The sequence below is a fragment of the Caballeronia humi genome (assembly GCF_001544475.1).
GTDB lineage: Bacteria > Pseudomonadota > Gammaproteobacteria > Burkholderiales > Burkholderiaceae > Caballeronia > Caballeronia humi.
In genome coordinates this window covers 41,298-66,337 of sequence record NZ_FCNW02000018.1, presented here as the reverse complement: position 1 = coordinate 66,337, position 25,040 = coordinate 41,298, and the positions used below count along the sequence as shown (strand labels likewise).

Below are 25,040 nucleotides of genomic sequence, written 5' to 3'. Positions count from 1 at the left end.
CGGGCGGTCGCGTTCAGGGCAGCAGCCCAAACACCGCCACGCCCGTCTGCGTCCCCACGAACACCTTGCCCTGCGCGATCATCGGTGTGATGAACTTGTTGCCCGGACCCCACTGGTCGCGCGCGCCAGCCTGATTGCTGTTGTACAGCTCGCGCCCGAGGTTGCTCGCGTCGTACGCATGCAGCGCGCCGGTCGCGCCATTCTCCAGCGCCCACACGATGCCATTCGCCGCGTCATTCGCGGAGATTGCGGGTGTCGTTCCGGGGTAGGGGAAAGTGGTCGTGGTGCGCGTGGCGGCGCTCGTCGCGAGGCGCGCGTTGCTGACGGGCAGTGCCTTCAGGCTGTCGTTCAATCCGCCGTAGTACACGACGCCGTTGTAATACGCCGCCGATCCCCAGATTCCGCCCGCGAGCGTGCCCGTCAGCGTTTGCCAGTTGCCGTTCGCGTTCGGGTTGTACTTGCCCATCGCGTCGCGATCGACGACGTAAATCTTGTTGTCCTTGCCCGCGCCGACCGCGAGGCGCTTGACGGTGCCGTCGGCCATCGTCTGGTCGGGTAGAAGGAGCGGGCCGCCGGAGCCGAAGTCCTCGTCGTTCGCGGCCTGCGTGACGTTGTTCATCGTCGCGAAGTAATCGGTGACGGCGAGGCTCGGCGCCAGCGACAGCTTCATGAACGTGTTGCCGAGATTGCCGTCGACGGGGAAGCCTTGTGCGTTGAGCGTCGGCGTGAAGGAGCCGTTGCCGTCGATCAGCCAGATCGAGGCGCCATCGGATGCCATGCCCGAGCCGGCCATCCAGATCGAGCCCTGCGAGCCGTTCGGCGTGACGTTGAGCGCGGCGGTCTGCTTGAGCGTGTCGGCACTGTAGGCCATCACCCAGCCGGTGTACGGGCCGCTCATGCAGTGCGCGGTCCAGCCCATGTAGACGTTGCCGCCGACGAGCGTGAGCGCTGCGCGCTCGGTGTGCAGGTCCGGCTCGAAGTGAATCACGCCGTTCACGCTGTTGCTGCCGTTGCCCGGATAGCTCGCGGCGATCTCAGTCGGGCCGTTGAAGAGCTCGGCGCCGGTTGCGAGGTCGATCGCGTGGAAGCGGTGATGGACGGCGCCGTTGCCGTCGGTGCTCATCGCGACCGCGTAGAGCGCGCCGTTCGGGCCGCGCGTGCGGTCGATGACCGGCGTCGACGTGATGCCTATTTCCGGCGTGAAGTCAGGGCAGCCGGTGGTGGTCGAGGTCTCGCCGGCGCCGAGCAGCGTGATTTTCCAGAGTTGCGCGCCGGTGTCGGCGTCGTAGGCGTAGAGGCTGCCGTGTTCGGTCGCGACGTAGACGGCGTTGTGCGCCGCGCCGCCGATCGCGAGGTTCGTCACGTAAAGCGGCTGGGCGTTCACCTTGCCGTCGGCGGGAAGCATGCGGAGCTTGCCGAATGTCGTGGCGTTCACGTTCGACAAGGTCAGCGCCGTCTCGGCGAGCATCTGGCCGGTGCGGGCGAGATCGTTGTGATGCGTGAGGACGTCGGTGGGGTAGGTTTTAGCGGTGGTGGTCCCGCTGCCGGTGTTACCCCCTGTGTTGTTTCCGCCGTTTGTGCCGCTGCCGGTGTTACCCCCTGTGTTGTTTCCGCCATTTGTGCCGCTGCCGCTGCCGTTCGCATTGCCCATATTCGAGCCCGAACCGCTGCCCGAATTCGTGCCAGAACCGCTGCCTGGAGAACTGCCCGCGCTGCTTCCGTTGCCGCCTGGAGCTATGTTGGAAGTGGTCGTCATGCCGTCGCCGCCGCCGCCTCCGCCGCAACCCGCGCAGCAAATAGCGACGAGTGCCTGCAATCCGAGAAGCCTCAGCCGTCCGCGCGCGCGGACGGTTGTGCCTTCGGCGACATGGCCGGCGTGGCCGGATAGCGGCGAATTCATGCGAGTCTCCAGCGCTCTGGCGTCCCGGATGAATTCTTGGATGCGTTCGTGGCATCGCGCGTGCGACGCTTTGCAGCGCGACGGGACTGCTCGCTGCGGACTACACTCGGAGCAAGAAAAACGCCTGGCCGAAGGGTCCTGACGGCGCATGTCGCGCGTGCAAATTCGCGAACGATGTCAGCGAAAATTTCACAATCATGGATGTAGAAGATGCCGAGCGTGCATTCGTCGGCAGAAACGCGCGGATTCGGGCAAAGAGAAAGGAGCAACGATGAACGCAAAACACGAAGGCGGCTGCGCATGTGGCGCGGTGCGCTTGCGCGTGAGCGCCGAGCCGCTCGAAGTCAACCTGTGCCATTGCCTGACCTGCCGCAAGATTCACGGCGCGCCGTTCGGCATCTACGCGATTTTCGAGCGCGGCGCGGCGGAGTTCATCGGCGAGACGCGCATTTGGGAAAGCTCGGCGACCGGCCGCCGCCATCATTGCCCGGCGTGCGGATCGCCGGTCTATCTCGCCTTCGAAGGTGTGCCGGAAGTCGAAATCCCAACAGCGCTCTTCGATGAAATCGGCCTCTATCCGCCGACCTACGAGATCTGGGCGAAGCACCGCGAGCCGTGGCACGACGCGCAAGGGCGGCCGCAATACGACGAAGCGGCGCCCTGAAACGTCAGCCGACGATCAGCACTCGACGATCGCCTTCACCACGCCCGCCTTCGGATCGAGCAAGCTGGAAAAGCCCGAAGGCACATCGGCGAGTTGCATCCGATGCGTATTGAGCGCCGCGCTCGGCACTTCGCCCGCGCGCATCGCGGCGAGCACCGTCTCGAAATCCTCGGGCGTCGCGTTCCGGCTTGCGAGCAGCGTCGCTTCGCGCTTGTGGAACTCGGGATCGGCGAAGGAGATCCGCTCCGGCACGATCGACACCAGCACATACTTCCCGCCGTGCGCGATGAATTCGAAGCCGCGTTCCATCGCGCGGGCGTTGCCGGTGGCGTCGAAGACGACATCGAAGAATTCGCTGTCGGTCAGGCGCGCGAGTTCGTCCTTGTCGCCGTCACCGATTTGCACCGTCGCGTGAACTTTCAGCTCGCGGCGGCAGAACGCAAGCCGGTCTTCGCGCGTATCGAGCGCTGTGACGGTCGCGCCGCGCAGCCGCGCGAACGTGAGCGCGGCCATGCCGATCGGCCCCGTGCCGACAACCAGCACGCGCTGGCCCGGCTGAACGTCGGCGCGGCGCACGGCATGCGCGCCGATCGCGAGGAATTCGACCATCGCGGCTTCGTCGAGCGTCACGCCTTCGGCCTTGTGCACGAACTGCGCGGGAAGGCTGAGATATTCGGTGAACGCGCCGTCGCGATGCACGCCGAGCACCTGAATGTTCGTACAGCAATTGGTCTTGCCCTGTTGGCACGCGATGCACTTGCCGCACGAGAGATATGGCATCACATAAGCGTTGTCGCCGGCTTTGAGGCCGCTCGCCGGATCGGCTTCCTCGACGACGCCCGACAATTCGTGCCCCATCACGCGCGGATAGGAGAGAAACGGCTGATTGCCGGTGAAAATATGCAAATCGGTGCCGCAGACGCCGACGCGCTTCACGCGCAACAGCACTTCGTTCTCGCCGCGTTGGGGCTTGTCGCGTTGTTCGGCGCGCAGGGTGCCGGGCGTATCGCAGATCACAGTCAGCATGGTTCGTTCGTCTCGCAGGTTTTTTTGAGGTGCATGGGGTTGCGACAAATCTACCCATCCGATCCGTTTTGGTCAAGCCAGTTGATGTACTTATATAACTGGTAAGGCCGGTTGACGCTTAAGCGTGGCGCCGATATTCGTCTTATATTGCAGCATTCCCGAAACATAAGGCCTTGTCAGTGAACGATATTCTCGATTTCGTCGAGCGGCATCCGCGCCTTTTCGTGCTCTCCGGTGCGGGCATCAGCACCGATTCGGGCATCCCGTGCTATCGCGATCGCGAAGGCCAGCGCACCGGCCGCTCGCCCATCCTGCTGCAGGAGTTCCTCAACTCGGATTACGCGCGGCGGCGTTACTGGGCGCGCAGCCTGATCGGCTGGCCCGTCGTCGCGGGGGCGCAGCCGAATGCCGCGCATCACGCGGTGCGCGCGCTCGCGTCGCGCGGACGGGTGCATCGGCTCGTGACGCAGAACGTCGATGGACTGCATGCGCGCGCCGGCAACGCGGACGTGATCGAACTGCACGGCAACATCGGCCGCGTGCGGTGCCTGAATTGCGGCGAACAGCATGCGCGCGCCGACGTGCAGCGCCTGCTCGAAGCCGCCAACCCGGCGTTCGCCGGACTCACGGCGCCCGCCGTACCCGACGGGGACGCGCACATCGAAGACCTCGATTTCGGCGCCTTCGACGTGCCCGGCTGCACGCGCTGCGGCGGTTTGCTGAAGCCGGACGTCGTGTTTTTCGGCGAGGGCGTGCCGCGCCCGCTCGTCGACGATGCGGCCCAAGCGCTGGAAGCCAGCGACGCGATGCTCGTGCTCGGCTCATCGCTGATGGTGTATTCGGGCTACCGGTTCTGCGAATGGGCGCATCGCGCGGGAAAGCCGATCGCGGCGATCAATATCGGCCGCACGCGCGCCGACCCGCTGCTCGCGCTGAAGGTCGAGCAATCGTGCGCGGCGGCGCTGAACGCGCTTATCGAAAGGCTCGATGAGCGCGAACTCGCGCGCTAGCCCTCGCGCGACAGCACCGTTACGCCTTCGACCAGACGCTCCACGTCCGACATGCGCGTGAAAACGGCGGGCGTCACGCGCACGACGACGCCCGCATCCGGCCCCGGCCGCGACACCGTGAACACGCCGAAGCGCTCGCGCAACGCAGCGACGATCGCGTCGTTGTCCACCTTCGACGTGCGCCCGTGCAGCCGGAACGACGTGATCCCCGCGACCATCGACGGATCGTCGGGCGTCTGGATCGCTACGCACGGCAGTTCTCGCGCGGGTGTCACCCACGCGTCGCGCAACGCCCGCAGGCGCGCCTCCTTCGCTCGCGCGCCGATCTTCAGATGCAGTTCCAGCGCGGCCGGCAGCGTCGCCCATGCGGCGAAATTCGGCGACCCGGTGTGAACGCGTGAACGGATATCGTCAGCGGGCCAGCTGCGGTCACCGAGATGCGGATCGATCGCGCCTAGACTGTCGCGCCGGATATAGATCGCCCCGCAGCCGAGCGGCGCGCCGACCCACTTGTGCAGATTCAGCGCCGCGAACCCCGCGCCGAGCGAAGGCACGTCGAAGTCGAGCTGGCCCCACGAATGCGCCGCATCGACGATCACGTCCGCGCCGGCCGCCTCGGCCATCGCGGCGATTTCACGCACCGGCATCACGAGGCCGGTTGCGTAGCACACGTGCGACAGCAGTACGAGACGCGTGCGCGGGTGCGCGCGCAGCGCGGCCGCGTAAGTGTCGAGCACGCTTTCGCGTGTCGCCGGCTCGGGGATCGTCAGGCGCACGGGCGTGACGCCCCGGCGCGCCCTGAGCCACTCCATCGCGTCGCGGCCGCACGGGTAGTCGAGGTCGCTGTAGAGCACGGTGTCGCCGGGATCGAGCCGGTTGTAGCCGCCGATCAGCGCGAGCAAGGCTTCCGTCGCGTTGCGCGTGAGCTCGATTTCCTCGATGCCGCACCCCATCGCCGCGGCGATCTGCCCGCGGATGCCGTCCATCATCGCGGGCCAGCGGTCGCGGATCAAAAACGTCGTTTCGAAGTTGACGCGCTCTGTCCAGTACAGAAACATCGACTTGACCGGCTCGGCCATCGCTCCCCAGAAGCCGTTTTCGAGGTTGATCAGCGCGTCGGAGTGGCTGTATAGCGCGCGCACGGCGTTCCAGTAAGACTCGTCGCGGGCGATGTCCTCGACAGGGGGGGACGGCAGCGCCGCGAGTGCGGCGTCGAATACGGGGAGGCGGTAGACGAGTTCTCGCATCGGCGGTGGACACTGTTTCAGTTGAAAGGGAACCCACACCATAAACCCAGGCACGTACGTTCGCAAAGATCTAACAACTTTTTGTCCAGCACCCTTCAGGCCTTTGGAAGCGGGTCGTTATCAGATGCAGAGCGTGTGATCGGGCCGCCGGGCCGCGGAATCCGATCCCTCAATCGACAGCCGGTTTTTCCAACCGGCGGATCGGGCGCCATTGTCCGCTCAAGGGCAGGAGAGAACGAAGTGAATCTGAAAAACGTCACGATCAAGAACAAGCTCGTCGCCGGCTTTGGCGTCATGGCCGTGCTGGTCCTGCTCATCGCGGGCATGTCGCTCAGGGCGCTCGCCACTGCCACCGATGGTTTCTCGCATTACGTGCACGGCATCGACGCACGCGCGGACGTGGCCGCGCAGTTGCGCGCGGCCGTCGACCGGCGCGCGATTGCCGCGCGCAATCTCGTGCTCGTGAAGACGCCCGCCGACGTCGAAATCGAGAAGGCCGACGTCCTGCGCGCCCACGAGGACGTGCAGGCGCGCCTCAAGCAGTTGAAGGACATGATCGCCGCTGCGACCGATACCAGCGACAAGGCGCGCGCGCTCGTCGCGGAGATGGATCGCGTGGAAGCGCTGTACGGTCCGGTCGCGACGAACATCGTCGGCCTCGCATTCGCCGGCAAGACGGAGGACGCCATCGCGAAGATGGACGATCAGTGCCGGCCGCTGCTCGCCGCGCTCGTGAAAGCTACCGATGCCTACGCGAGCTACACGCGCGAACGCCGCGACGTGATCGTGCAGGCGTATCAGAGCGAATATGAAACGCAGCGCAACGTGCTCGCCGCGCTCTGCACGGGCGCCGTGCTGCTCGCCGTGCTCGCCGGATTATCGATCACGCGTTCGATCGCGCGGCCGCTCAGCGTTGCCGTCGAGTTCGCCCGCACGGTGGCGCGCGGCGATCTGCGCAGCAAGATCGTTGTCGATACGAAGGATGAAACGGGCGACCTGCTGCGCGCATTGCAGGAGATGAACGAACGCCTGACCGAAACCGTCGGCCGCGTACGGGAAAGCAGCGGCGCGATCGGCAATGCCGCCAAAGAAATTGCGACGGGCAACACCGATCTGAGCCAGCGCACCGAGCAGCAAGCTGCTTCGCTCGAAGAAACCGCCGCGAGCATGGAAGAGCTGACCTCGACCGTGAAGCAGAACACCGGCAATGCGCAGCAGGGCAGCACGCTGGCATCGAATGCGTCGGATGTCGCGCAGAAGGGCAGCGCCGTGGTGAGCCGCGTGGTCGATACGATGCACGGCATCAGCGAAAGCTCGGCGAAGATCGCGGACATCACGGGCATCATCGAAGGCATCGCGTTCCAGACCAACATCCTCGCACTGAACGCAGCCGTCGAAGCGGCGCGCGCAGGCGAGCAAGGGCGCGGCTTCGCCGTGGTGGCGAGTGAAGTGCGCAGCCTCGCGCAACGTTCGTCGACGGCGGCGAAGGAGATCAAGGAACTGATCGCGAGCTCGGTCGTGAAGGTGCAGGACGGCTCGGTGCTGGCCGGTGAAGCGGGCAAGACGATGGCCGAAGTGACGCAGGCGGTCGCGCGCGTGACCGACATCATGGAAGAGATCGCGGCGGCATCGATCGAGCAGGGACGCGGTATCGAGCAGGTCAACACGGCGATCGCGCAGATGGACCAGGTCACGCAGCAGAACGCAGCGCTCGTGGAAGAGGCGGCGGCTGCATCACATGCGCTCGACGAACAGGGCCGGCAGTTGAATCAGGCGGTGGCGTTCTTCGTGATCGAAGGTGGTTATTCGGGCGCGTCGCCGTTGCAACCGACGTTTGTCAAGGGGAAAGTGAAGCGCGCGCCGGTGCTTGCCACGGCTTCTTCTGGCAGCGAAAGCTGGAGCACGTTCTAAAAGCAAGCGCCGCCATGAGGTTCATGGCGGCGCTTTTCTTTAGCGATTTACATCGACGATCACGCGGCCTTTCACTTCACCTTGCAGCAGGCGGCCCGCGACATCGACCGCTTCGCCCAGCGCGATTTCGCTCGCAACATCGTCGATCACGTGCGCTGGCACTTCCTGCGCGATGCTGTTCCAGGCGGCGATGCGCCGTTCATACGGCACGTACACGCTGTCCACGCCGAGCAGCGCCACGCCGCGCAGGATGAACGGCGCGACCGATGCCGGCAGGTCCATGCCTTGCGCGAGTCCGCACGCGGCCACTGCGCCGCCGTAGCGCAGCGTCGCGCAGATGTTAGCGAGCGTATGGCTGCCGACGCAATCGACCGCCGCGCCCCAGCGCTCTTTTTGAAGCGGCTTGCCGGGCGCGGAGAGCGTCGCGCGGTCGATCACTTCGGCGGCGCCTAGTTCACGTAGACGCGCCTCTTCGGTCGCGCGTCCCGTCGATGCGATGACGCGAAAGCCGCGCCGCGCGAGTATCGCGATCGCAAAGCTGCCGACGCCGCCGTTCGCGCCGGTCACGAGCAAATCGCCGTGGTCGGCGCGCACGCCGTGCCGTTCGAGCGCCTGCACGCAGAGCATCGCGGTGTAGCCCGCGGTGCCGACGGCCATCGCCTGGCGCGTGGTGAGACCTTCGGGCAGCGGAATCAGCTGGTCGCCGGGTATGCGCGCCTTCTGCGCGAGTCCGCCCCAGTGCGTTTCGCCTGCGCCCCAGCCGTTCAACACGACGCGGTCGCCCGGCTTGTAGCGCCCGTGTCCGCTCTCTTCCACGACGCCCGCGAAGTCGATGCCGGGCACCATCGGAAACGTGCGCGCAATCGGCGCACGGCCGGTGATCGCGAGCGCGTCCTTGTAGTTGAGCGTCGAATACTCGACGCGCACGAGCACGTCGCCACCGACGAGGCGCGCTTCGTCGATGGACTGGATGGACGCCGTCATGCGGTCGTCCTGTTTGTCGAGCAGCAGTGCATTGAACATTGCGGGAACTCCGGGTCTCCTGCTTCGTATGCGCATGAAGAAGCCGATGCGGCACTGAAGCATTTATCTGGTTGCGTAGCTAATCAACTCGATCGCACGAAGCGGCGACGCCATGCGCCGCCGCTTTATGAGCCTACTTCAGTGATGCTCGAACTGCGCGCGGGGCTTCGGCGTCGCCTTCATCTTCGCGTACTGGAACTCCGGCAGCGCCTTGATCGCGTCCTTCGTTGCGCCCGCGAGCACCAGCTTGCCGCCGACGAAGTCGAGCTGCTCGATCGGGATCGCGACGTCATGATGCGAGACGCCGAGAAACTGGTTTGCCGCGATGATCGCGAACGAAACCGAACGGTCGGGCGCGACGATGATGTCGTGAATCACGCCCACGCGCGCGCCCTGATCGTTGACGACTGGCTTGTTGAGGATCGACTTCTTGACGCTCCAGCCTTCGATCATCGCGGTGGACACTTCCACGGTGACGCCAAGCGGCTGCGTGCCCGCGACTTGTGCAAAGGCTGTCGAGGACAACATTCCCATGGCCGACGATGCGATCAGTAAGGCGGCGATTCTCAATTTCATTTTTTCATTCCTTTGAAGGTGAGTAGGACCACGGAAGCGGGAACGCGCGAGAGAGCGCGGTAGCAGTTTGACGGATTGCCGCGCGTTTTGCAGGCATGGCGCGGCGAGACGACCGATGCACCACGATCGGGCGGGATAGCGTTAAGCTTCGTTCATTGCGCGAGCCTGAAAGAAGGCAGCGCTGACTCTTTACCGCATGGAGAGAACGATGCCCACTTGGCGGAATCGTCGCATTATTGAACTGTTCGGCATCGACACGCCGATCATCCAGGCACCGATGGCCGGGTCCAGTACGCCGGAACTCGCGATCGCCGTGAGCGAGGCGGGCGGCCTCGGTTCGCTGCCCTGCGCGCTGATGAGCGCCGATCAGGCGCGTGAAGCGATTGGCCTGGTCCGCTCGAAGACGAGTCACGCGCTCAACCTCAACTTCTTTTGCCACGCTACGCCTGCGCACGATCCGGTGCGCAACATGCGCTGGCGCAACAGGCTCGCGCCGCTTTATGTCGAGTTCGGAATCGATCCGGAAGTTGCGCCGCCTTCAGCGGGCCGCCGCCCTTTCGACGATGAGTTCTGCGCGCTCGTCGAGGAAACGCGGCCGGAAGTCGTGAGCTTTCACTTCGGCTTGCCGGAGGCGCGTTTGCTCGATCGCGTGAGGGCGGCGGGCGCGAAGGTGATTTCGTCGGCGACCACGGTGGCCGAAGCGCGCTGGCTGGAGGAACGCGGCTGCGATGCGATCATCGCGATGGGCGTGGAGGCGGGCGGCCATCGCGGCAACTTCCTCACCGACGACATAGCGACGCAGGTCGGCACATTCGCACTCGTGCCGCAAGTCGTGGATGCTGTGAAGGTGCCGGTGATCGCGGCGGGCGGCATTGCGGATGCGCGCGGGATCGTCGCGGCGTTCGCACTGGGCGCGTCGGCGGTGCAGATCGGCACGGCGTATCTGTTCTGCCCGGAGGTCAGGCTTGCCGCGCACTACATAAAGGCGCTACGCGAAGCGGTGGACGATGCCACCGCGCTTACCAACATCTTCACCGGGCGGCCTGCTCGCGGCATCGTCAATCGTGCGATGCGCGAGCTGGGTCCGCTGTCGGAGGATGCGCCGGCGTTTCCGCTGGCGGGCGGCGCGCTCTTGCCACTCAAGACCAAGGCCGAGCAAGCGGGTTCGGGCGAATTTACGAACCATTGGTCCGGACAGGCTGCACGTCTCGCGCGCGAGATGCCTGCGGGCGAGTTCACGCGGTTGCTTGCTACGGAGGCGCTGGCGCTTCCAGGCGTCGCAGTCGATTAAACGTGCTTTAGCGCGCTGCCCTTGTGGACCGCGTGCTTGCCGCTCTTCTCGCTCTCGACTTCGTAATGCGGCTCGGTCTTCGAAGCATCGACCGCGTGACCGTCGATCGTCGTGCGCGACGTGATCACGCGCACGATGTGCCCGCTAGTCTCGCCTTGCGGTGTGTTCCAGGTGACGTGATCGCGTGCCTTGAAGGTGGTGCTCATATGCGCTCCCTGTAGTGTCATGTCAGCCGGTCGAGCGTTCCCGAATCCGCTTGACCATTGAAGTACTTTTGCAGCGCTTCATCGAACTCATGGTGATCGGCTTCGCATTGCGCGAAGAGAGTCATCGACGAGTGGAATTTCATGTCGTCGGGGTAGCCGAAAATCTGCGAGACGGTGCGGTCCTGTACGCCATTCACGATGCGCGTCAGTTCGCGCAGGCGCGCGCCTAGCACCGGATGCGCGAGATATGCCTCGGCCTCCGCACTCGATGAAATTGCATACTGCTGCGCCATCGCGCTATGCCCGAGACCCGCGATCTGCGGAAAGATGAACCACATCCAGTGCGTGCGCTTGCTGCCCGCCTGCAACTCGGACCGCGCCTGCTCGTAGGTGGAACGCTGCGCTTCGACGAAGCGCCCGAGATCGAAAGTGTCGTCGCTCATGTCAACTCCCTGTGTCGCACGGGTCAGCAACGCGCGTACCTGAGGCTAACCGCTGACGGCCTCGGTGATCCGCTTGCGCAGCGCCGCATCGGGGTATTGGCCGAAGCCCGCGCGCACGTTGTCGAGCATGTGTTCGCGCTTGCCTGTGCCCGGGATCACGCAGATCACGGCGGGATTCGCCAGCACGAATTTGAGCAGCACCAGCGCCCAGGTCGCGCAGCCCATTTCCGCGGCCCAGCCGGGAAGCAGCGTGTTGCGCAGGCGGCCGAGCAGCCCGCCGCCGCCGAACGGCTGATTGACAATCACGGCGACGCCGCGCTCTTTCGCGATCGGCAGGATGCGCGCTTCGGCGTCGCGATCGTCGGCGGCGTAGTTGATCTGCACGAAGTCGAGCTTTTCCGATCGCAGCACCGCTTCGACGTCGCCAAACGCGCTCGACGTGTAATGCGTGATGCCGATATAGCGGATACGTCCGCTCGCTTTCCACTCGCGCAGCGTGACGAGCTGCGTGCGCCAGTCGAGCAGGTTGTGAATCTGCATCAGATCGATGCGCGGTTGCTGGAAGCGCCGCATCGATTCCTCCATCTGCGCGATACCGGCTTCGCGTCCGCTCGTCCACACTTTGGTCGCGACGAACGCCTTGCGATGCGCGTCCAGTTGCGTGAGGACCGCCCCGGCGACTTCCTCCGACGAGCCGTACATCGGCGACGAATCGATCACGGAGCCGCCTGCATCGAAGAGGACGCGCAGCGTGTCGGCGATACCTTCGCGCGCCTTCGTGTCGGCGCCGACGTCAAACGTGCGCCATGTGCCGCAGCCGACGATGGGAAGCGCTTCACCAGTCGATGGAATCAAACGCGTGGTCATGGTCTTCGCCTCAGGCGTCTGCGCGCGAGCGGCGCTTGCGAACGGTAGCGCGAGCGCCGCGCTGGCCGTGAGACGCAGGAAAACGCGACGGTCGTGTGCGAGAGGAGGCATAGGTTTTTTCAGTACCGCCCAAGCGATGCCGACCGCCTTGCGCGCCGTGCATCGAGGCTGAACATGCCGCCACCAAACGCCGCGACCTGAAGAAAGCCGCCCGCGATCGCGATGTTCTTCATGAAGTGGATCGTCTGGTTCTTGTCGTCGAAATGCGCGTGGAAGGCGAACGCGGTGGCGAGCGCGAAAAGCGTCATGACGACCGCGACGAAGCGCGCGTGGAAGCCAAACACGAGCGCGATCGAAAAGCCGATCTCGACGATCACCGCCCCGGCGTACGCGATGCTTGGGAACGGCATGCCGCCGCTCGACGCGATGTACGCGATGGTAGCCGTCGGTGCCGCGAGCTTGCCGAAACCGCTCATCAGAAAGATGGCCGCGAGCAGGAGGCGGCCGAGAAGCGCTGCGAAAGAGGCGGTGCCGGTCATGTGCTGTCTCCGTGTATTGGTGGATGGGTCGGATTGGTGCGTGGCACTCACCTTACATCAGGACGCTGCACGGAGACAAACCATCTGAAGATCGTCGTGTATTAAGCGAGGCTCTCAATCGAAAGTCAGGAAAACGGAATTGTCATCGTTGTTGACGCAATATCGTCCAGTTACGATGGTTTGGATTGCCCTGCGCCACGCGCTATTCGTCAGATCGAAACGCGAAAGGACCCGTATGAGCATCATCTTCACCTTCGGCAAACAACGGCTGGTCACATGCCAGGGTTGTGGGAGGCTGCTAGCCATCGATGACGACGTGTGTCCCCATTGCGCGTTCGATCGCAGCAGCGAGATCCACGATATGGCGCGGCTTGAGCATTCCGTGGAAGCGCCGGTGCCACTGCTCCTGACCGACGATCGCCCTCGCGAAGTGCCTGCGCCTCGGGTCCCGCGCAGGCGCAGGCATCGGGTGAAGGCGGTGATCGTTGCGGTGGCGATCGTCGTCGTGGGTGGACTATGGTATTTGCAAAGCCGCGAACCGGAGGAACGCTTCACGCCGATGGTCGCGCAAGCGGCTTTGGGATCGGTGGAAGACAAGGGCAAGCAAAACGCGGTCGCCGTGCAACAAGTTGCCCAAAGCAATGCGCTCGATGCACAACTTGGGCTCGCGCGGTCGTGCGTGAAGGTGAATGCGTGGGACTGCGTGCGCGAACATGCGGGCAACGCGCTCAAGCTCGATCCAAAGAACGGGGAATCGCAGGATCTGCTGGAGCAGGCCATCACGCGGGCCGGCTGGAAGAGCAAATGAAGCCTGGTTATTGGGCATATCATCGAACCATAAAAGCTCAACGCACCGATAACGGGCAAAACCTCCGCCGGAAAGCGATCTCTGATAGGCTGGACCATTAGACGCGCGCCTGATTGCGTCATACCGCACCATTGACGCATCGAATGCATGCGCCGCCGCCGCGAAACGGCTAAAGTCCGTATAACCGATCCGTCTGATCAAAGCCCCGCAGCGACCCGATTCCCCGCAGGAGATTGCCATGACGCTTTATCCGCAAGCCGCGCATGATTGCGCGGCCACGGTGCCCTTCACGCGGTGACCCAAGTGACCCAGACAAACGACCCGCAGCGTTTCACAGTGCGGCACGTCAGCGCGTATCGATATTCGGAACCGGTTGAATTCGGCGAACACCGGATGATGTTCCGGCCGAGATCGAGCCACGATCTGCGCCTCGTGACCACGCAATTGCACATCACGCCGACGCCCGCGCATCTGCACTGGTTGCACGACGTCTTCGACAATTCGGTGGCGGTCGCGACCTTCGCCGAGGAAGCCTCGGAGCTGATCTTCGAGAGCGTCGTGACACTCGAGCATTACGAGGCGCCGCAGCCCGACTATGCGCTCGAACGCTACGCCACCACGTATCCGTTCGCGTACACGAACGAGGAAGCATCGGACCTCGTCAATGCGCGCAACCGGCAGCATCCCGACGAGGACGTGAGCACGTGGGCGCGCCAGTTCCTGTCGTCGGGGACGCCGACCGGCACGCTTGCGATGCTGCGCGCGATGACGCTCGCCATCGCCAACGACTTCAAGTACACGCGCCGCACGGAGAAGGGCGTGAACCGCCCCGCTGATACCCTGCGCCACAAGAGCGGCAGTTGCCGCGACTTCGCGGTGTTCATGATGGATGCGGTGCGCTCGCTCGGGCTCGCCGCGCGCTTCGTGAGCGGCTATATCTTCGTGCCCGATCATTCGGCGACGCAGGGCGGCGGCGCGACGCACGCGTGGCTGCAGATCTATCTTCCCGGCGCGGGCTGGGTCGACTTCGATCCGACCAACAGCATCATCGGCAACCGGCATCTGATCCGGGTGGCGGTCGCGTGGAATCACTATCAGGCGCTGCCGCTCTGGGGCACCTGGAACGGCACGCCCGGCGCGTTTCGCGGACTGGAAGTAACAGTGCATGTCACTGAAGTGCCGCACGAGGACGCGACGCCAGCGGTCAAAGCCGAGCCCGCCAAACTCAAAGCACCGGTAAAAGAGCCAATGAAAGAACCTGTTAAAGACTTGACCAAACCCAAGGCGCCCCAATGAAACTCCGTGTCGGTTACGAACTGGTCTACGAGTGTCCGCAACCGACACCCATGATGCTGATGCTCAACACACATTTCTCGCATGCAGAGGAAGTGGTGGTGCCGGATGTGCTCGTGGTCGACCCACCGGTGCCGATCGTGCAATACCGCGACGGCTTCGGCAATCTGTGCAGCCGCATCGTCGCACCGGCGGGGCGCATTTCATTGTCGACGACGGCGCTGCTTGAAGTCAGCGGCGAGTTCGAGGCGCGCGCGCACGACGGCCGCCAGCATCCCGTCGAAGACTTGCCGACCGACTGCCTGGTTTTCCTGCTCGGCAGCCGCTACTGCGAAACCGATCTGCTCTCGGACATCGCGTGGCAACTCTTCGCAAAGTCGGCACCCGGCAGCGATCGCGTGCAGGCGATCTGCGACTACGTGCATCGCCACATCACGTTCGGCTACCACCACGCGCGGCCGACCAAGACTGCGTGGCAGGCGCATCAGGAACGCGAAGGCGTGTGCCGCGATTTCGCGCATCTCGCCATTGCGCTGTGCCGCGCGATGAACATTCCGGCGCGCTATTGCACGGGGTATATCAGCGATGTCGGCTTGCCGCCGCCGTATGCAACGATGGATTTCGCCGCGTGGTTCGAGGCGTACGTCGGCGGGACGTGGCAGACGTTTGATCCGCGCAACAACGCGCCGCGCATCGGCCGCGTGCTGATGGCGCGCGGTCGCGATGCGGCGGACGTCGCGCTCAGCAACAACTTCGGCCAGACGACGCTGGTCAAATTCGAGGTGCATTGCGCGGAAGAATAGGAATATGCGCGCCTGATGGTGATAATCTGCATGAAAGGTGTCGATTCATTCTGCCGTCATTCAAGGTGTCGGGAGTCCCATGTCCACGCCCAATGCGACCCTCAGGCAGCACATACGGCTTTGCACCGGAGGCGACAACGTGCGCATCGCGTACGCGTCGTGTGGCAACGGGCCGCCCCTCGTCAAGGCGGCGAACTGGCTGAGTCATCTCGAGTTCGACCTGCGTAGTCCCGTCTGGAGCCATCTGGTCGCCGAGTTGTGCAGGAGTCACACGCTGATCCGCTACGATCAGCGCGGCTGCGGTCTCTCCGACCGCGACGTCGCCGATATTTCCTTTAGCGCATGGCTGCGCGATCTCGAAGCCGTGGTCGATGCGAGCGGCGTCGAGCGCTTTGCGCTGCTCGGCATCTCGCAAGGCGCTTCGATTTCGATCGCTTATACGATCGCTCATCCGGAACGGGTGAGCCATCTGATCCTTTACGGCGGCTACGCGCGCGGCAAGCTCGTGCGTACGATGACGGTGCAATCGGTCGAGGAGGCCGAGACGCTCGTCAAGCTCGCCGAGCTGGGCTGGGGTAAGGCGAATCCCGCGTTTCGCCAGTTCTTCACGACGCAGTTTATCCCGGGTGGCACGGCCGAGCAGCATCGCTGGTTCAACGAACTCGAACGCATCTCGACTTCTCCGCAGAACGCCGGGCGCATCATGCGCGTTTTCAACGAGATCGATGTCGTGGATTTGCTGCCGCTCGTGCGCAGTCCAACGCTCGTGCTTCATGCGAGCGGCGACGCGCGGGTGCCGTTCGAGGAAAGCCGTCTCATCGCGGGACTGATACCCGGTGCGCGCTTCGTGCCGCTCGAAAGCGAGAACCATCTGCTGCTCGATGGCGAGCCTGCGTGGCTGCGCTGGCGCGAGGAGTTTCGTGCGTTTCTGCCGACGGGGATATCGGCTGATCCGGCTTTTTCGCTGCTCACGCCGCGTGAGCGCGACATCGTCGAGCTGATCGCGGGTGGCCGCGACAATGCGCAGATCGCCGCACGCCTCGGGCTCAGCGAGAAGACCGTGCGCAATCACATCACCAGCATCTTCGCCAAGCTCGAAGTGGAGAGCCGTGCACAGGCGATCGTGCTCGCGCGCAAGGCGGGCTTCGACGCCCCTCCGGGACACTAGTCCCATATAGAAGCATTCCGCATGCACGTCCCGGCTTCCGCCCGGGACCGCCGCCTCATGTCCGTCCCCCGCCGCGTCCGGAGAATCCATTCTCGAACGGTCGCGAAGCAACACTCGTCTTGCTCCCGCTCAAATCCGCAACCCACTTTCCGACAGGAGCCAGACCATGCAAGCCGTTCAACCCGAATCGCAAACTCAACGCTATGCAAGCTGCATCGCGGTGTCGAAGCGCATTCGCTGGGATATCGACCGCGATGTCATTCGCGCACGCCATTTCGATTTCGCGCACAAATTTCTCCCGGACGGTCTCTCGCAGGTCGATCGCCTCACGTTCCTGAATGCAGCCGAACAACGGCTCATGTCGCAGATTCAGGGCCGCACGTATGCCAACATGTTTCGCCTTTGCGAGCGCTTCATCGGCGCGAAGATGCTCGAACTCGGCCACGATCACGCGCTCGGCGACCAGATCGCGCTCGAAGCCGTCGTGCGCTTTACCGACGAAGAGCTGAAGCATCAGGAGCTTTTCCGCCGCATTGAACTGCTCGCCGCCGAAGGCATGCCCGAAGGCTACCGCTTCCTGCCGCAAGCCGACGACGTCGCGCAGTTCGTGCTCGGCAAATGCACCTGGGCGATTCTCGCGCTGACGTGCCACATCGAAATCTTCACGCAGGTTCATTACCGTCAAAGCATGGAGACCGACGACAGCCTCTCGCCGCTCTTCAAGGACGTGTTTCTCTTTCACTGGAAAGAGGAATCGCAGCACGCGATCATCGATGAACTGGAGCTGATTCGCGAGCACGCGAAGCTCGACTATTCCGCGCGCGACGCCGCCGTGGACGATCTCATCGCGCTGGTGGCGGGCGTCGACGGCATGCTGCAGATGCAGGCCCAAGCCGATGCCGATTACTTCCACGCGCAATGCGGCCGCACGTTCACGGCGCAACAAGCCGCCGCCATCGGTGCCGGTTTGCTCGACGCCTACCGCTGGCAGTACATCGTCTCGGGTGTCGAGGAGCCGCGCTTCGCGAAGCTGCTGGCGCGACTCGTCGACGAACGGCAGGCGGACCGCATCGGCTCGGCGCTCGCGCCGATCATGCGGCGCAGCCTGATGAACTGAAGCCGCCGCGCCGGTCCGCCGGGGCCTGAAACTACGGTACGATGACCTGTTATCACCATGCGCGTGGCGCGAGGGGCAGCGGGTCATGCGTCACCGATCGATCAATGTCATGCGCCGTCTCGGCGTCGCCTGCCTGCTGGCGGCAGGCGTCGCCGCGCCCGCCTGGGCAACCGACGAGCCATCGACGGTCGTGAGCGACGTGCACCTCTTCGTCGTCGCGGAGGACGGCTCGGTCGTCGAAGACGACGCGACGGTCCTGCGCGCGAACACGCCTGCAGGCATCGATGAAATCGCGCAGCGTTACGTGTGGTTCGACAAAAGCGTGTCGAAGGTCGACATCGTCGATGCCTACGCGATCGACATGAACGGCGTGCGTCACGCGGTGATGCCCGACCAGATCCGCGACATCCAGGAGCCGCGCTCGGCGGGCGCACCCACTTTTCAGGACGCGAAGCTGCGCGCCGTAATCTTTCCGGGCGTCGGCACCGGGTCGAGTGTGTATCTGCGGTTTCATAAAAGCCAGTCGACGCCCGTCGTCGCCGGCCAGTTCAACTACTTCGTCGAACCGGGACGGCGCCCGGTGCAAAGCCAGAAGCTGATCTTCGACCTGCCGGCCGGCAAGACGCTCTACGCCGATGCGCGCGGCTACGTGGCGTCGCCGCCCGTGACGGAGAACGGCCGCACGCGCTACGAATTCAACTACAGCAGCGAGCGCGTCGAGCGCATCGAGAACGGCTCGGTCGGCTACGTGCAGTACGGCGACCGCCTGATGGTCTCCACTTTTCCCGATTACGCGACCTTTGCCGCGAGCTATCGCGAACCCGCCGCCGATCCGACCGCCGACGCTCCCGCCATCCGCGATCTCGCGCGCATGCTCACGCAAAACGACGCCGACGATCGCGCCAAAGCCAAGACGCTCTACGACTGGGTGCGCCGCAATATCCGCTACGTGGCGCTCTTCATCGGCCAGAGTCCTGCCGTGCCGCATCGCGCGACGGATGTCCTCGCGAACCGCTACGGCGACTGCAAGGACCACGTCGCGTTGTTCGGCGCGCTGCTCGCGGCGGTCGGCATCCGCAGCGAAGCGGCGCTGATCGGCCTCGGCGCCGTCTATACGCTGCCGGCCGTGCCCGGCTACGGATCGGGCGCGATCAATCACGTCATCACCTGGCTGCCTGATTTGCAGCTCTACGCGGATTCGACGGCGGCAAGCGTCGAGTTCGGCTATCTGCCGCCAATCGACATGGACCGCCCGACGCTCCTCGTCGATTCCGGCACGCTCGCGCGCACGCCCGCCGTGCAGCCGCTCGGCCGCGACGCGCGCCTGGCGATCGACGTCGCGGCGAACGGCGGCGCGGCGCTGTCGTACTGGGTGCGTGACGCGGGCTGGATCGCGGAGATGGAGCGCTCGAACCTGCGCTCGACGAGCACGCAGCGGCGCGACGCGCTCGCCGTCGAGCGCTTGCGCGCCACCGGCCTGCGCGGCAGCGCGAGCCTCACGACGAGCGACGTCGACGCCACCACCGGCCCGTTCATGACGACGCTCGCCGGCACGCTCGACGACGTCGTCTGGCCGACCGGCACCACGGCGCTGCCGGCGCTGACGAGCCTCTCCGGAGGCATCGCGACGCAGGTGCGCAACTGGCTTTCCGAGCGTACGCGCACGCAGCCGTTCGTGTGCGTCGGCGGCGAGTTCGACGAGGTCTCGCAGATTGCCTTGCCGAAGGACGTGCGCGTCGTGGAAGTCCCGGACGGCGCGACGATCGAGGGCCGCTTCTTCGCATTTCGCTCGCGCTACGTGTTCGATCCGGCGAGCAACGTGATCCAGGTGACGCGGCGCCTGAGTGCGGATTTCGGCAAGCAGGTGTGCTCGCCAGCCGATTTCGAGGCGACGCTCGCACTTTTGAAGAAGATAGAGCGCGATACGCAGGCGCAGATCATCGTGAAGGCGGCGCGCTAAAGCCTTTGCAACCCGCGTGACCTAAAATCGATAAGACGCGGCGCAACCGGCCGCTTCACGACGTCACAACATACGACCCATCTTCCGAATGGGCGGAGAACACCGCATGCCCTTCTTGACGGAAGACCACGGCTGCCCGGGGTGGAAAGGCGAGATGGCCGGACGCATCAAGGCGTTCGACTGGTCGCTGACCGAGCTGGGACCGATCGATGCCTGGACGCGCAGCCTCGCCGCCGCCGTGCAGCTTCTGCTGGCGTCGCCGGTGCCGCTCGTCATGCTCTGGGGTCGCCAGGGCTACATGATCTACAACGACGCCTATGCGGAATTCGCGGGCGGGCGCCACCCGTATCTGCTCGGCTCGCCGGTCGAATTCGGCTGGCCGGAGGTCGCGGCCTTCAACCGGCAGGTGATGGACACGTGTCTCAGCGGCGCCACGCTCTCCTACCACGACAAGGAGCTCGTGCTGCTGCGCAACGGCCGGCCCGAGAACGTGTGGCTCGATTTGTACTACAGCCCCGTCGCCGACGACCACGGCGCGCCCGCCGGCGTGCTGTCGATCGTCGTGGAGACAACCGGTCGCGTGCTTTCCGAGCGCCATCGCGAGTCGGCGGAGGCGGCGTTTCGCGCGACTAACGAGCGCCTGCAACTCGCACTCAACACGGGTGCCGTGCTCGGCACCTGGGTGTGGGACGTCGCGACCGACACGATCCGCGGCGACGAACGCTTCGCGCGCACCTTTTCCGTCGATGCCGACGCCGCCTCCCACGGCCTGCCCCGCGAAGTCGCGCAACGCACGGTCCATCCCGACGACCGCGACCGCATCGGTCATCTCGCGGGCGAAATGCTGCAGTCGAACCAGCCGTTCAACATCGAATTCCGCATCCGCCGCCCGGACGGCAGCTACGGCTGGGTGCAGGCCAACGGCCGCTGCCAGCTCGACGCGACGGGCGCGCCGCTGCGCTTCCCCGGCGTTTTGATCGACATCCACGAGCGCAAGATCGCCGAGGAAGCGCTGCGCCAGCTCACGAGCACGCTGGAGCAGCGCGTCGCCGATGCGGTCGCCGCGCGCACCGCCGCCGAGGCCCAGTTGCGCCAGGCGCAGAAGATGGAGGCGATCGGCAGCCTGACGGGCGGCGTCGCGCACGACTTCAACAACGTCCTGCAAGTGATCGGCGGCAATCTTCAGATGCTCGCGACGAGCGCGGGCAGCGACGCGGCCGCGCAGCGCCGCATCTCCGCCGCGACGGATGCCGTGCAGCGCGGCGCGCGCCTTGCCGCGCAACTGCTGGCGTTCGCGCGGCGCCAGCCGCTGTCGCCGGCGGTAGTGAGTCCGGCGCGTCTGCTCGCCGGAATGAAGGAGATGCTGCACCGCGTGCTCGGCGAGACCGTTGCCGTCCGGACGAGCCTCGGCGAGAAGCCGTGGAACGTGCTCGTCGACAAGAACCAGCTCGAAAACGCGCTCCTCAATCTTGCGATCAACGCGCGCGACGCGATGCACGGAGAAGGCACGCTCACGTTGACGGCGCGCAACGTCGTCGTGGGGGCGGGCGAGTGGCGCGAGACGCCCGAGCTCGCGCGTGGCGACTACCTGTGTTTTTCTGTCACCGATACCGGCGCTGGCATGCCGCCTGAGGTCCTCGAACATGCGTTCGAGCCGTTTTTCACCACCAAGCCCGACGGACGCGGCACGGGCCTCGGCCTGAGCATGGTGTTCGGCTTCGCGAAGCAGAGCGGCGGGCATGCGTCGATCGAGAGCGAACCGGGGCGCGGCACGACCGTGCACCTCTGCTTTCCGCGCTGCGACGAGGCGGAAACGCCCGAAACCGCCGATACGGGCGGCGTGCCGCTCGGCGCGCACGAGACGATTCTCGTCGTCGAGGACGATGCCGACGTGCGGCTCGCCGCCGTCGAGATGCTGACGGAGCTCGGCTACGAAGTGCTGAAGGCGCCCGACGGCGACGCGGCGCTGAAGCTGATCGAAAGCGGGCTCGACATCGACCTGCTGTTTACCGACGTCGTGATGCCCGGCGAGGTGAAGAGCGCCGAGCTGGCGCGGCGCGCGGCCGCGTGTTCGCCGCCGATCGCGGTGCTCTTCACGTCGGGCTATACGCGCGACGTGATCTTTCACCAGGGCAAGCTCGATCGGGGCGTGAGTCTGCTCAACAAGCCGTACCGGCGGGACGATCTGGCCCGGAAGATTCGCGCGGCGCTCGAAAAGAACCGCGCTCGACGCGCCGGGAATCCGCCGTCGAAAGAGATGCCGCGCGCGGCGGGGCAGCGCTCGGTCTTGCTGGTCGAAGACGATGCCGACTCGCGCGAAGCGATGCACGACCTGCTCACGATCCTCGGTCTGGAATGCACGGCGGTGGCGAGCGCGGAGGAGGCGCTGGAGGTGCTTTCCGCCGGCAGTTTCGACATCTTGCTCACCGACCTGACGCTGCCCGGCATGTCGGGCGCCGAACTCGCGCGCGACGTGCGGCAGTCGCGTCCGGCGATCCGTGTGCTGCTCGTGTCCGGCTACGGCAACAGCGCGGTGATCGGCGAGCCGATTCCGGGTGTGCGCGTGCTGCAAAAACCCGTCGATTTTGCGGTGCTGCAAAGCGAACTGACGGGCCACACCGACAGCGACGTCAGCGCTTGACCGCCGACGCGAGCACGCAAGGCATCGGCACGAGCAATTGACCGTTCTGCATGTAGCGGGCGGCGCTCGCCTTCACTTCCCTTTCGATTTTCAGAAGCGCGGGCGGCTCCTGCGCGTTGAGCAGCGCGCTCATGCGCACGCCGCCGCGCAGCAGGCTGTGAAACGGCGTCTCGGGCGGCGCGATGTGCCACGTCTGCTCGACTTCGATCACTTGCGGATCGGCGAACCCTGCTTCGGTGAGCACACTTTTCGATTCGTCAGGGTCGCTGAAGCGGAAGAACGGCGGCCCGGCCGGCAGCGCGACGTCCATCCGGCCGTGCATCTCCACGGCTTTCAGCACCATCTGGAAGCCGATCGCCTTTTCTGGCGCCGCCCACACCGTGAACGCGACGCGCCCGCCCTTGCGCAGCACGCGGAACGCCTCGGCGAGCGCGGCTTCGGGGTCCGGGAAATGCAGCATGCCGAAGGCGATGCCGACCGCATCGAAGCTTTCGTCGTTGAAGGGGAGTTTGTCGGCGCTCGCGACCTGAAACTCGACTTCCGGATAGGTCTGCCGCGCGTGGGCGATCATCGCCGCCGAGAAATCGATGCCCGATACCGTCGCGCCGCGCTCGACGGCCGCCGCCGCGAGCGTGCCGGGGCCGGTCGCAACGTCGAGCAGGCGGCTCGCGTCGCCGACGCCGAGCGCATCGAGCAGCGCGCCGTGCGACTGCGCGGTCAGCCTGACGAAGTAGTTTTCGTAGGGCTGGACCAGATGCTCCCAGCCACGGTGTTCGAACGCGGTGAAATCGTCGTATGCCATCGAAAACCTCTGCTTGGCCGCATGGCGCGCGGCCCCGGACCCGAGCTCTGGCTAGGTCTGAGGCCGGTTCACCGATGCTTTCAGCTCCTTCAGCGCTTCTTCCATGCGCTTCGAGACGAGCGCGTAGGCTTCCGCCTGAGTCTGCTGGGTGGTGCGCGCGATGTCCTGCATGTCGGCGAGACCGTCGCGCAGCGCGCGTTGCACGAGTTCGGTCGCGTTGAAAGGCGGCTTGCTCGACGACGCCTCGAATTGCGTCGCGATCGCTTCGAGTTCGCTCAGCGTCCGGCGCAGGATTTCCAGCTGCTTGTCGCGCAACGCCTGCATGCCGCCGAACGCGACCTGGTTCGTCGCGGCGAGCGCCTCGACGTCCCTGCGGCGCGCCTCCAGGATCGCCGAGACGTCGAATCCCGGCAGCTTGTACTGCTGGAACATCGCGGCGAACTGGCTAAACGGATCACTGTATTTTGATTGATTCATTCGTGTCTCCCGTGGTCTGCGAGTCGGTGCGGCGCGTGGGGCGCCAGCCGCGTGCGCGTTCGTTCCCGCAACGATGCCGGCAACTGATACTACCAACAACGCACGCGCGCAGAGCCAAGGGAAAACACCAGAGCAGGCATGCCTTTGGCAAGCCTTTCGGACGCTTGTGTGGACGCTTTTGCAGACCTTGACGCAGGTCAACGCATGCGCGCATCGGGACTACAAAAATAGAAAGAGGGATGAGCGTGCAAGGGCGGCGTCATGGAAGTCGGCATGCAGATCGCGTATCGCGGATTCGCTGGTTCGGCGGACATCGAGGCCGCGGCGGCCGGAGAACTCGCGCGCGTGCAGCGCTTTGCCGGACGCCTTGCGGGCTGCCATGTCGCGGTGGAACTGATGCGCTCGGCTTCGAGGGCGGATCGCTTCGACGCGCGGCTCGATCTGATCACGCGCGCGCACGAGCTGATCCCGATGCCGCACAGCGTCGATGAAGACGCGCGCGCTGCTTTGCACGTCGCGTTCGACGCGGCCGTGCGCGAGATGGAGAAAAGCCATGGTCAGGGGTGAATCGCGGATCGTACTGGCGGCGGTGGCCGTCTTCGTTGCGCTCGTGGGCATCTCCACCGCGTTGCGCGGCATGCTCTTCGACCAGGACGCCGTGATGCTCTACGGCGTCCTCGCGATCGTCACAGGCGTGACGACCTTCGTCGTGCTCCTGATGCCGCTGCCAAGCGACGGACCATGAGCGAAGTGTTTCTCTAGGCGTCTTCGTCGCCGGCGAAGACGCCGTGCTCGGCCGTGATGCGTTCACGGTCGATGCACTGCACATGCCAGCGTCCGGCCGCCGGTTCGCGCGACGCATCGATGTACCACAGCGCGCGCCCGGCCTGTCCTTCGACGCATCCGCCGACGGCATCGAAATCGAGGTGTTCCAGCACGCACAGCGGCGACTCGGCATGCGGGTCGCAGATCAGCGTGCCGTCGGGACGCGCCTGCAGGCCGCCCCAGTCCGGCAAATCGACGCTTTGGTGTCCCTCGCGTGACCAGCGACGTGTCTCCTTGTCCAGCCACAGGATGGCGAATGCAGCGGAATCGACTCGCTCGAATGCATCGAGCTTGACGGTAATACGCATGACAAACCTCCACGATAGCGATTCAATCACCCGGAACTGCGCGGCTTCAGGCGCACGCCACGACGTTCCGGGAACCGGTATTCCGACAACGGCATGACGCGGGGAAACGCGTTCATGCCGGCCATGTCTGATGGG

At 65.1% G+C, this 25,040-nt stretch carries 25 protein-coding genes; 13 read left to right on the top strand and 12 right to left on the bottom strand.

The window, feature by feature from the left end; genetic code table 11:
- Window positions 1-13: 13 nt before the first annotated feature.
- Window positions 14-1,900, bottom strand: a complete 1,887-nt coding sequence (locus AWB65_RS17780; protein WP_445344294.1) for a pyrrolo-quinoline quinone — start codon at window positions 1,898-1,900, stop codon at window positions 14-16.
- Window positions 1,901-2,171: 271 nt separating this feature from the next.
- Here AWB65_RS17780 and AWB65_RS17775 point away from each other — a divergent pair, with 271 nt between their 5' ends.
- A complete protein-coding gene (locus AWB65_RS17775) occupies window positions 2,172-2,564 on the top strand; it encodes a GFA family protein (RefSeq protein ID WP_087668414.1) in 393 nt (130 codons plus the stop codon).
- A 15-nt stretch (window positions 2,565-2,579) separates the two neighbouring features.
- Here AWB65_RS17775 and AWB65_RS17770 read toward each other — a convergent pair whose 3' ends face one another.
- Window positions 2,580-3,590 (bottom strand): zinc-binding alcohol dehydrogenase family protein, encoded by a 1,011-nt coding sequence (locus tag AWB65_RS17770; protein WP_087668413.1) that lies wholly within the window; start codon window positions 3,588-3,590, stop codon window positions 2,580-2,582.
- Between the two features lie 179 nt (window positions 3,591-3,769).
- Here AWB65_RS17770 and AWB65_RS17765 point away from each other — a divergent pair, with 179 nt between their 5' ends.
- Window positions 3,770-4,600, top strand: a complete 831-nt coding sequence (locus AWB65_RS17765) for an NAD-dependent protein deacetylase (RefSeq protein ID WP_087668412.1) — start codon at window positions 3,770-3,772, stop codon at window positions 4,598-4,600.
- Here AWB65_RS17765 and AWB65_RS17760 read toward each other — a convergent pair.
- Window positions 4,597-5,847 (bottom strand): aminotransferase class V-fold PLP-dependent enzyme, encoded by a 1,251-nt coding sequence (locus AWB65_RS17760; protein WP_087668411.1) that lies wholly within the window; start codon window positions 5,845-5,847, stop codon window positions 4,597-4,599. The genes AWB65_RS17765 and AWB65_RS17760 overlap by 4 nt on opposite strands.
- Before the next feature lie 240 nt (window positions 5,848-6,087).
- Between AWB65_RS17760 and AWB65_RS17755 the strand changes: the two genes are divergently transcribed.
- Window positions 6,088-7,758, top strand: coding sequence for a methyl-accepting chemotaxis protein (locus AWB65_RS17755; RefSeq protein ID WP_087668410.1), 1,671 nt, complete (start codon window positions 6,088-6,090; stop codon window positions 7,756-7,758).
- 39 nt (window positions 7,759-7,797) lie between these two features.
- Here the strand turns inward: AWB65_RS17755 and acuI are convergent, their stop codons facing one another.
- Entirely contained in the window at window positions 7,798-8,781 is a 984-nt protein-coding gene (gene acuI, locus AWB65_RS17750) for an acrylyl-CoA reductase (NADPH) (RefSeq protein ID WP_087668409.1), read from the bottom strand.
- A 138-nt stretch (window positions 8,782-8,919) separates the two neighbouring features.
- Window positions 8,920-9,357 carry a PRC-barrel domain-containing protein gene (locus tag AWB65_RS17745; RefSeq protein ID WP_087668408.1) on the bottom strand — a complete coding sequence of 146 codons (438 nt, stop codon included), beginning with the start codon at window positions 9,355-9,357 and terminating at the stop codon, window positions 8,920-8,922.
- Between the two features lie 208 nt (window positions 9,358-9,565).
- Here AWB65_RS17745 and AWB65_RS17740 point away from each other — a divergent pair, with 208 nt between their 5' ends.
- On the top strand, window positions 9,566-10,648 hold the full coding sequence (locus tag AWB65_RS17740; RefSeq protein WP_087668407.1) for an NAD(P)H-dependent flavin oxidoreductase: 1,083 nt from the start codon (window positions 9,566-9,568) through the stop codon (window positions 10,646-10,648).
- On the opposite strand, the gene AWB65_RS17735 is transcribed toward AWB65_RS17740, so the two are convergent.
- From AWB65_RS17735 to AWB65_RS17720, 4 genes are read right to left on the bottom strand one after another with little or no spacing between them, the layout of a single operon-like run.
- Complete coding sequence (locus AWB65_RS17735) at window positions 10,645-10,854, bottom strand: hypervirulence associated TUDOR domain-containing protein (RefSeq protein ID WP_087668406.1); 210 nt, start codon at window positions 10,852-10,854, stop codon at window positions 10,645-10,647. The genes AWB65_RS17740 and AWB65_RS17735 overlap by 4 nt on opposite strands.
- A 17-nt stretch (window positions 10,855-10,871) precedes the next feature.
- The gene (locus AWB65_RS17730; RefSeq protein WP_087668405.1) at window positions 10,872-11,297 is read right to left on the bottom strand and encodes a DUF1810 domain-containing protein; all 426 of its coding nucleotides are present in this window, start codon (window positions 11,295-11,297) and stop codon (window positions 10,872-10,874) included.
- Between the two features lie 45 nt (window positions 11,298-11,342).
- A complete protein-coding gene (locus tag AWB65_RS17725; protein WP_087668404.1) occupies window positions 11,343-12,275 on the bottom strand; it encodes an aldo/keto reductase in 933 nt (310 codons plus the stop codon).
- Between the two features lie 8 nt (window positions 12,276-12,283).
- The gene (locus AWB65_RS17720; RefSeq protein WP_087668403.1) at window positions 12,284-12,703 is read right to left on the bottom strand and encodes a DoxX family protein; all 420 of its coding nucleotides are present in this window, start codon (window positions 12,701-12,703) and stop codon (window positions 12,284-12,286) included.
- 235 nt (window positions 12,704-12,938) lie between these two features.
- Between AWB65_RS17720 and AWB65_RS17715 the strand changes: the two genes are divergently transcribed.
- The 7 genes from AWB65_RS17715 to AWB65_RS17685 all read left to right on the top strand — a co-directional run bounded on the left by AWB65_RS17715 (window position 12,939) and on the right by AWB65_RS17685 (window position 22,493).
- Complete coding sequence (locus AWB65_RS17715; RefSeq protein WP_125474147.1) at window positions 12,939-13,511, top strand: hypothetical protein; 573 nt, start codon at window positions 12,939-12,941, stop codon at window positions 13,509-13,511.
- A gap of 303 nt (window positions 13,512-13,814) precedes the next feature.
- Window positions 13,815-14,807, top strand: coding sequence for a transglutaminase family protein (locus AWB65_RS17710; RefSeq protein WP_235007662.1), 993 nt, complete (start codon window positions 13,815-13,817; stop codon window positions 14,805-14,807).
- Window positions 14,804-15,607, top strand: a complete 804-nt coding sequence (locus AWB65_RS17705; RefSeq protein WP_087668401.1) for a transglutaminase-like domain-containing protein — start codon at window positions 14,804-14,806, stop codon at window positions 15,605-15,607. The genes AWB65_RS17710 and AWB65_RS17705 overlap by 4 nt, the downstream gene beginning before the upstream one ends.
- Before the next feature lie 79 nt (window positions 15,608-15,686).
- Entirely contained in the window at window positions 15,687-16,775 is a 1,089-nt protein-coding gene (locus tag AWB65_RS17700) for an alpha/beta fold hydrolase (RefSeq protein WP_087668400.1), read from the top strand.
- Between the two features lie 166 nt (window positions 16,776-16,941).
- A complete protein-coding gene (locus AWB65_RS17695) occupies window positions 16,942-17,892 on the top strand; it encodes a hypothetical protein (RefSeq protein WP_087668399.1) in 951 nt (316 codons plus the stop codon).
- Between the two features lie 85 nt (window positions 17,893-17,977).
- On the top strand, window positions 17,978-19,852 hold the full coding sequence (locus AWB65_RS17690; RefSeq protein WP_087668398.1) for a DUF3857 domain-containing transglutaminase family protein: 1,875 nt from the start codon (window positions 17,978-17,980) through the stop codon (window positions 19,850-19,852).
- A gap of 106 nt (window positions 19,853-19,958) precedes the next feature.
- The gene (locus tag AWB65_RS17685) at window positions 19,959-22,493 is read left to right on the top strand and encodes a hybrid sensor histidine kinase/response regulator (protein ID WP_087668397.1); all 2,535 of its coding nucleotides are present in this window, start codon (window positions 19,959-19,961) and stop codon (window positions 22,491-22,493) included.
- Here AWB65_RS17685 and AWB65_RS17680 read toward each other — a convergent pair.
- On the bottom strand, window positions 22,483-23,295 hold the full coding sequence (locus AWB65_RS17680) for a class I SAM-dependent methyltransferase (protein ID WP_087668396.1): 813 nt from the start codon (window positions 23,293-23,295) through the stop codon (window positions 22,483-22,485). The two genes, AWB65_RS17685 and AWB65_RS17680, sit on opposite strands and share 11 nt — an antisense overlap.
- 51 nt (window positions 23,296-23,346) lie before the next feature.
- The gene (locus tag AWB65_RS17675) at window positions 23,347-23,772 is read right to left on the bottom strand and encodes a phasin family protein (protein ID WP_087668395.1); all 426 of its coding nucleotides are present in this window, start codon (window positions 23,770-23,772) and stop codon (window positions 23,347-23,349) included.
- Between the two features lie 261 nt (window positions 23,773-24,033).
- Here AWB65_RS17675 and AWB65_RS17670 point away from each other — a divergent pair, with 261 nt between their 5' ends.
- On the top strand, window positions 24,034-24,339 hold the full coding sequence (locus tag AWB65_RS17670; RefSeq protein ID WP_087668394.1) for an HPF/RaiA family ribosome-associated protein: 306 nt from the start codon (window positions 24,034-24,036) through the stop codon (window positions 24,337-24,339).
- Window positions 24,326-24,517 (top strand): DUF2964 family protein, encoded by a 192-nt coding sequence (locus AWB65_RS17665; RefSeq protein ID WP_087654972.1) that lies wholly within the window; start codon window positions 24,326-24,328, stop codon window positions 24,515-24,517. The genes AWB65_RS17670 and AWB65_RS17665 overlap by 14 nt, the downstream gene beginning before the upstream one ends.
- Before the next feature lie 13 nt (window positions 24,518-24,530).
- On the opposite strand, the gene AWB65_RS17660 is transcribed toward AWB65_RS17665, so the two are convergent.
- Window positions 24,531-24,905 (bottom strand): DUF3564 family protein, encoded by a 375-nt coding sequence (locus AWB65_RS17660; protein ID WP_087668393.1) that lies wholly within the window; start codon window positions 24,903-24,905, stop codon window positions 24,531-24,533.
- Window positions 24,906-25,040 lie beyond the last annotated feature (135 nt).

What these genes read in the sequence shown, in the direction of transcription:
- AWB65_RS17715 (WP_125474147.1), top strand. Translation starts at nt 12,939, where the DNA reads ATGAGCATCATCTTCACCTTCGGCAAACAACGGCTGGTCACATGCCAG.
- acuI (WP_087668409.1), bottom strand. Translation starts at nt 8,781, where the DNA reads ATGTTCAATGCACTGCTGCTCGACAAACAGGACGACCGCATGACGGCG.
- AWB65_RS17680 (WP_087668396.1), bottom strand. Translation starts at nt 23,295, where the DNA reads ATGGCATACGACGATTTCACCGCGTTCGAACACCGTGGCTGGGAGCAT.
- AWB65_RS17690 (WP_087668398.1), top strand. Translation starts at nt 17,978, where the DNA reads ATGCGTCACCGATCGATCAATGTCATGCGCCGTCTCGGCGTCGCCTGC.
- AWB65_RS17700 (WP_087668400.1), top strand. Translation starts at nt 15,687, where the DNA reads ATGTCCACGCCCAATGCGACCCTCAGGCAGCACATACGGCTTTGCACC.
- AWB65_RS17695 (WP_087668399.1), top strand. Translation starts at nt 16,942, where the DNA reads ATGCAAGCCGTTCAACCCGAATCGCAAACTCAACGCTATGCAAGCTGC.
- AWB65_RS17775 (WP_087668414.1), top strand. Translation starts at nt 2,172, where the DNA reads ATGAACGCAAAACACGAAGGCGGCTGCGCATGTGGCGCGGTGCGCTTG.
- AWB65_RS17725 (WP_087668404.1), bottom strand. Translation starts at nt 12,275, where the DNA reads ATGCCTCCTCTCGCACACGACCGTCGCGTTTTCCTGCGTCTCACGGCC.
- AWB65_RS17670 (WP_087668394.1), top strand. Translation starts at nt 24,034, where the DNA reads ATGGAAGTCGGCATGCAGATCGCGTATCGCGGATTCGCTGGTTCGGCG.
- AWB65_RS17770 (WP_087668413.1), bottom strand. Translation starts at nt 3,590, where the DNA reads ATGCTGACTGTGATCTGCGATACGCCCGGCACCCTGCGCGCCGAACAA.
- AWB65_RS17745 (WP_087668408.1), bottom strand. Translation starts at nt 9,357, where the DNA reads ATGAAATTGAGAATCGCCGCCTTACTGATCGCATCGTCGGCCATGGGA.
- AWB65_RS17730 (WP_087668405.1), bottom strand. Translation starts at nt 11,297, where the DNA reads ATGAGCGACGACACTTTCGATCTCGGGCGCTTCGTCGAAGCGCAGCGT.
- AWB65_RS17665 (WP_087654972.1), top strand. Translation starts at nt 24,326, where the DNA reads ATGGTCAGGGGTGAATCGCGGATCGTACTGGCGGCGGTGGCCGTCTTC.
- AWB65_RS17720 (WP_087668403.1), bottom strand. Translation starts at nt 12,703, where the DNA reads ATGACCGGCACCGCCTCTTTCGCAGCGCTTCTCGGCCGCCTCCTGCTC.
- AWB65_RS17705 (WP_087668401.1), top strand. Translation starts at nt 14,804, where the DNA reads ATGAAACTCCGTGTCGGTTACGAACTGGTCTACGAGTGTCCGCAACCG.
- AWB65_RS17780 (WP_445344294.1), bottom strand. Translation starts at nt 1,900, where the DNA reads ATGAATTCGCCGCTATCCGGCCACGCCGGCCATGTCGCCGAAGGCACA.
- AWB65_RS17660 (WP_087668393.1), bottom strand. Translation starts at nt 24,905, where the DNA reads ATGCGTATTACCGTCAAGCTCGATGCATTCGAGCGAGTCGATTCCGCT.
- AWB65_RS17675 (WP_087668395.1), bottom strand. Translation starts at nt 23,772, where the DNA reads ATGAATCAATCAAAATACAGTGATCCGTTTAGCCAGTTCGCCGCGATG.
- AWB65_RS17740 (WP_087668407.1), top strand. Translation starts at nt 9,566, where the DNA reads ATGCCCACTTGGCGGAATCGTCGCATTATTGAACTGTTCGGCATCGAC.
- AWB65_RS17735 (WP_087668406.1), bottom strand. Translation starts at nt 10,854, where the DNA reads ATGAGCACCACCTTCAAGGCACGCGATCACGTCACCTGGAACACACCG.
- AWB65_RS17760 (WP_087668411.1), bottom strand. Translation starts at nt 5,847, where the DNA reads ATGCGAGAACTCGTCTACCGCCTCCCCGTATTCGACGCCGCACTCGCG.
- AWB65_RS17685 (WP_087668397.1), top strand. Translation starts at nt 19,959, where the DNA reads ATGCCCTTCTTGACGGAAGACCACGGCTGCCCGGGGTGGAAAGGCGAG.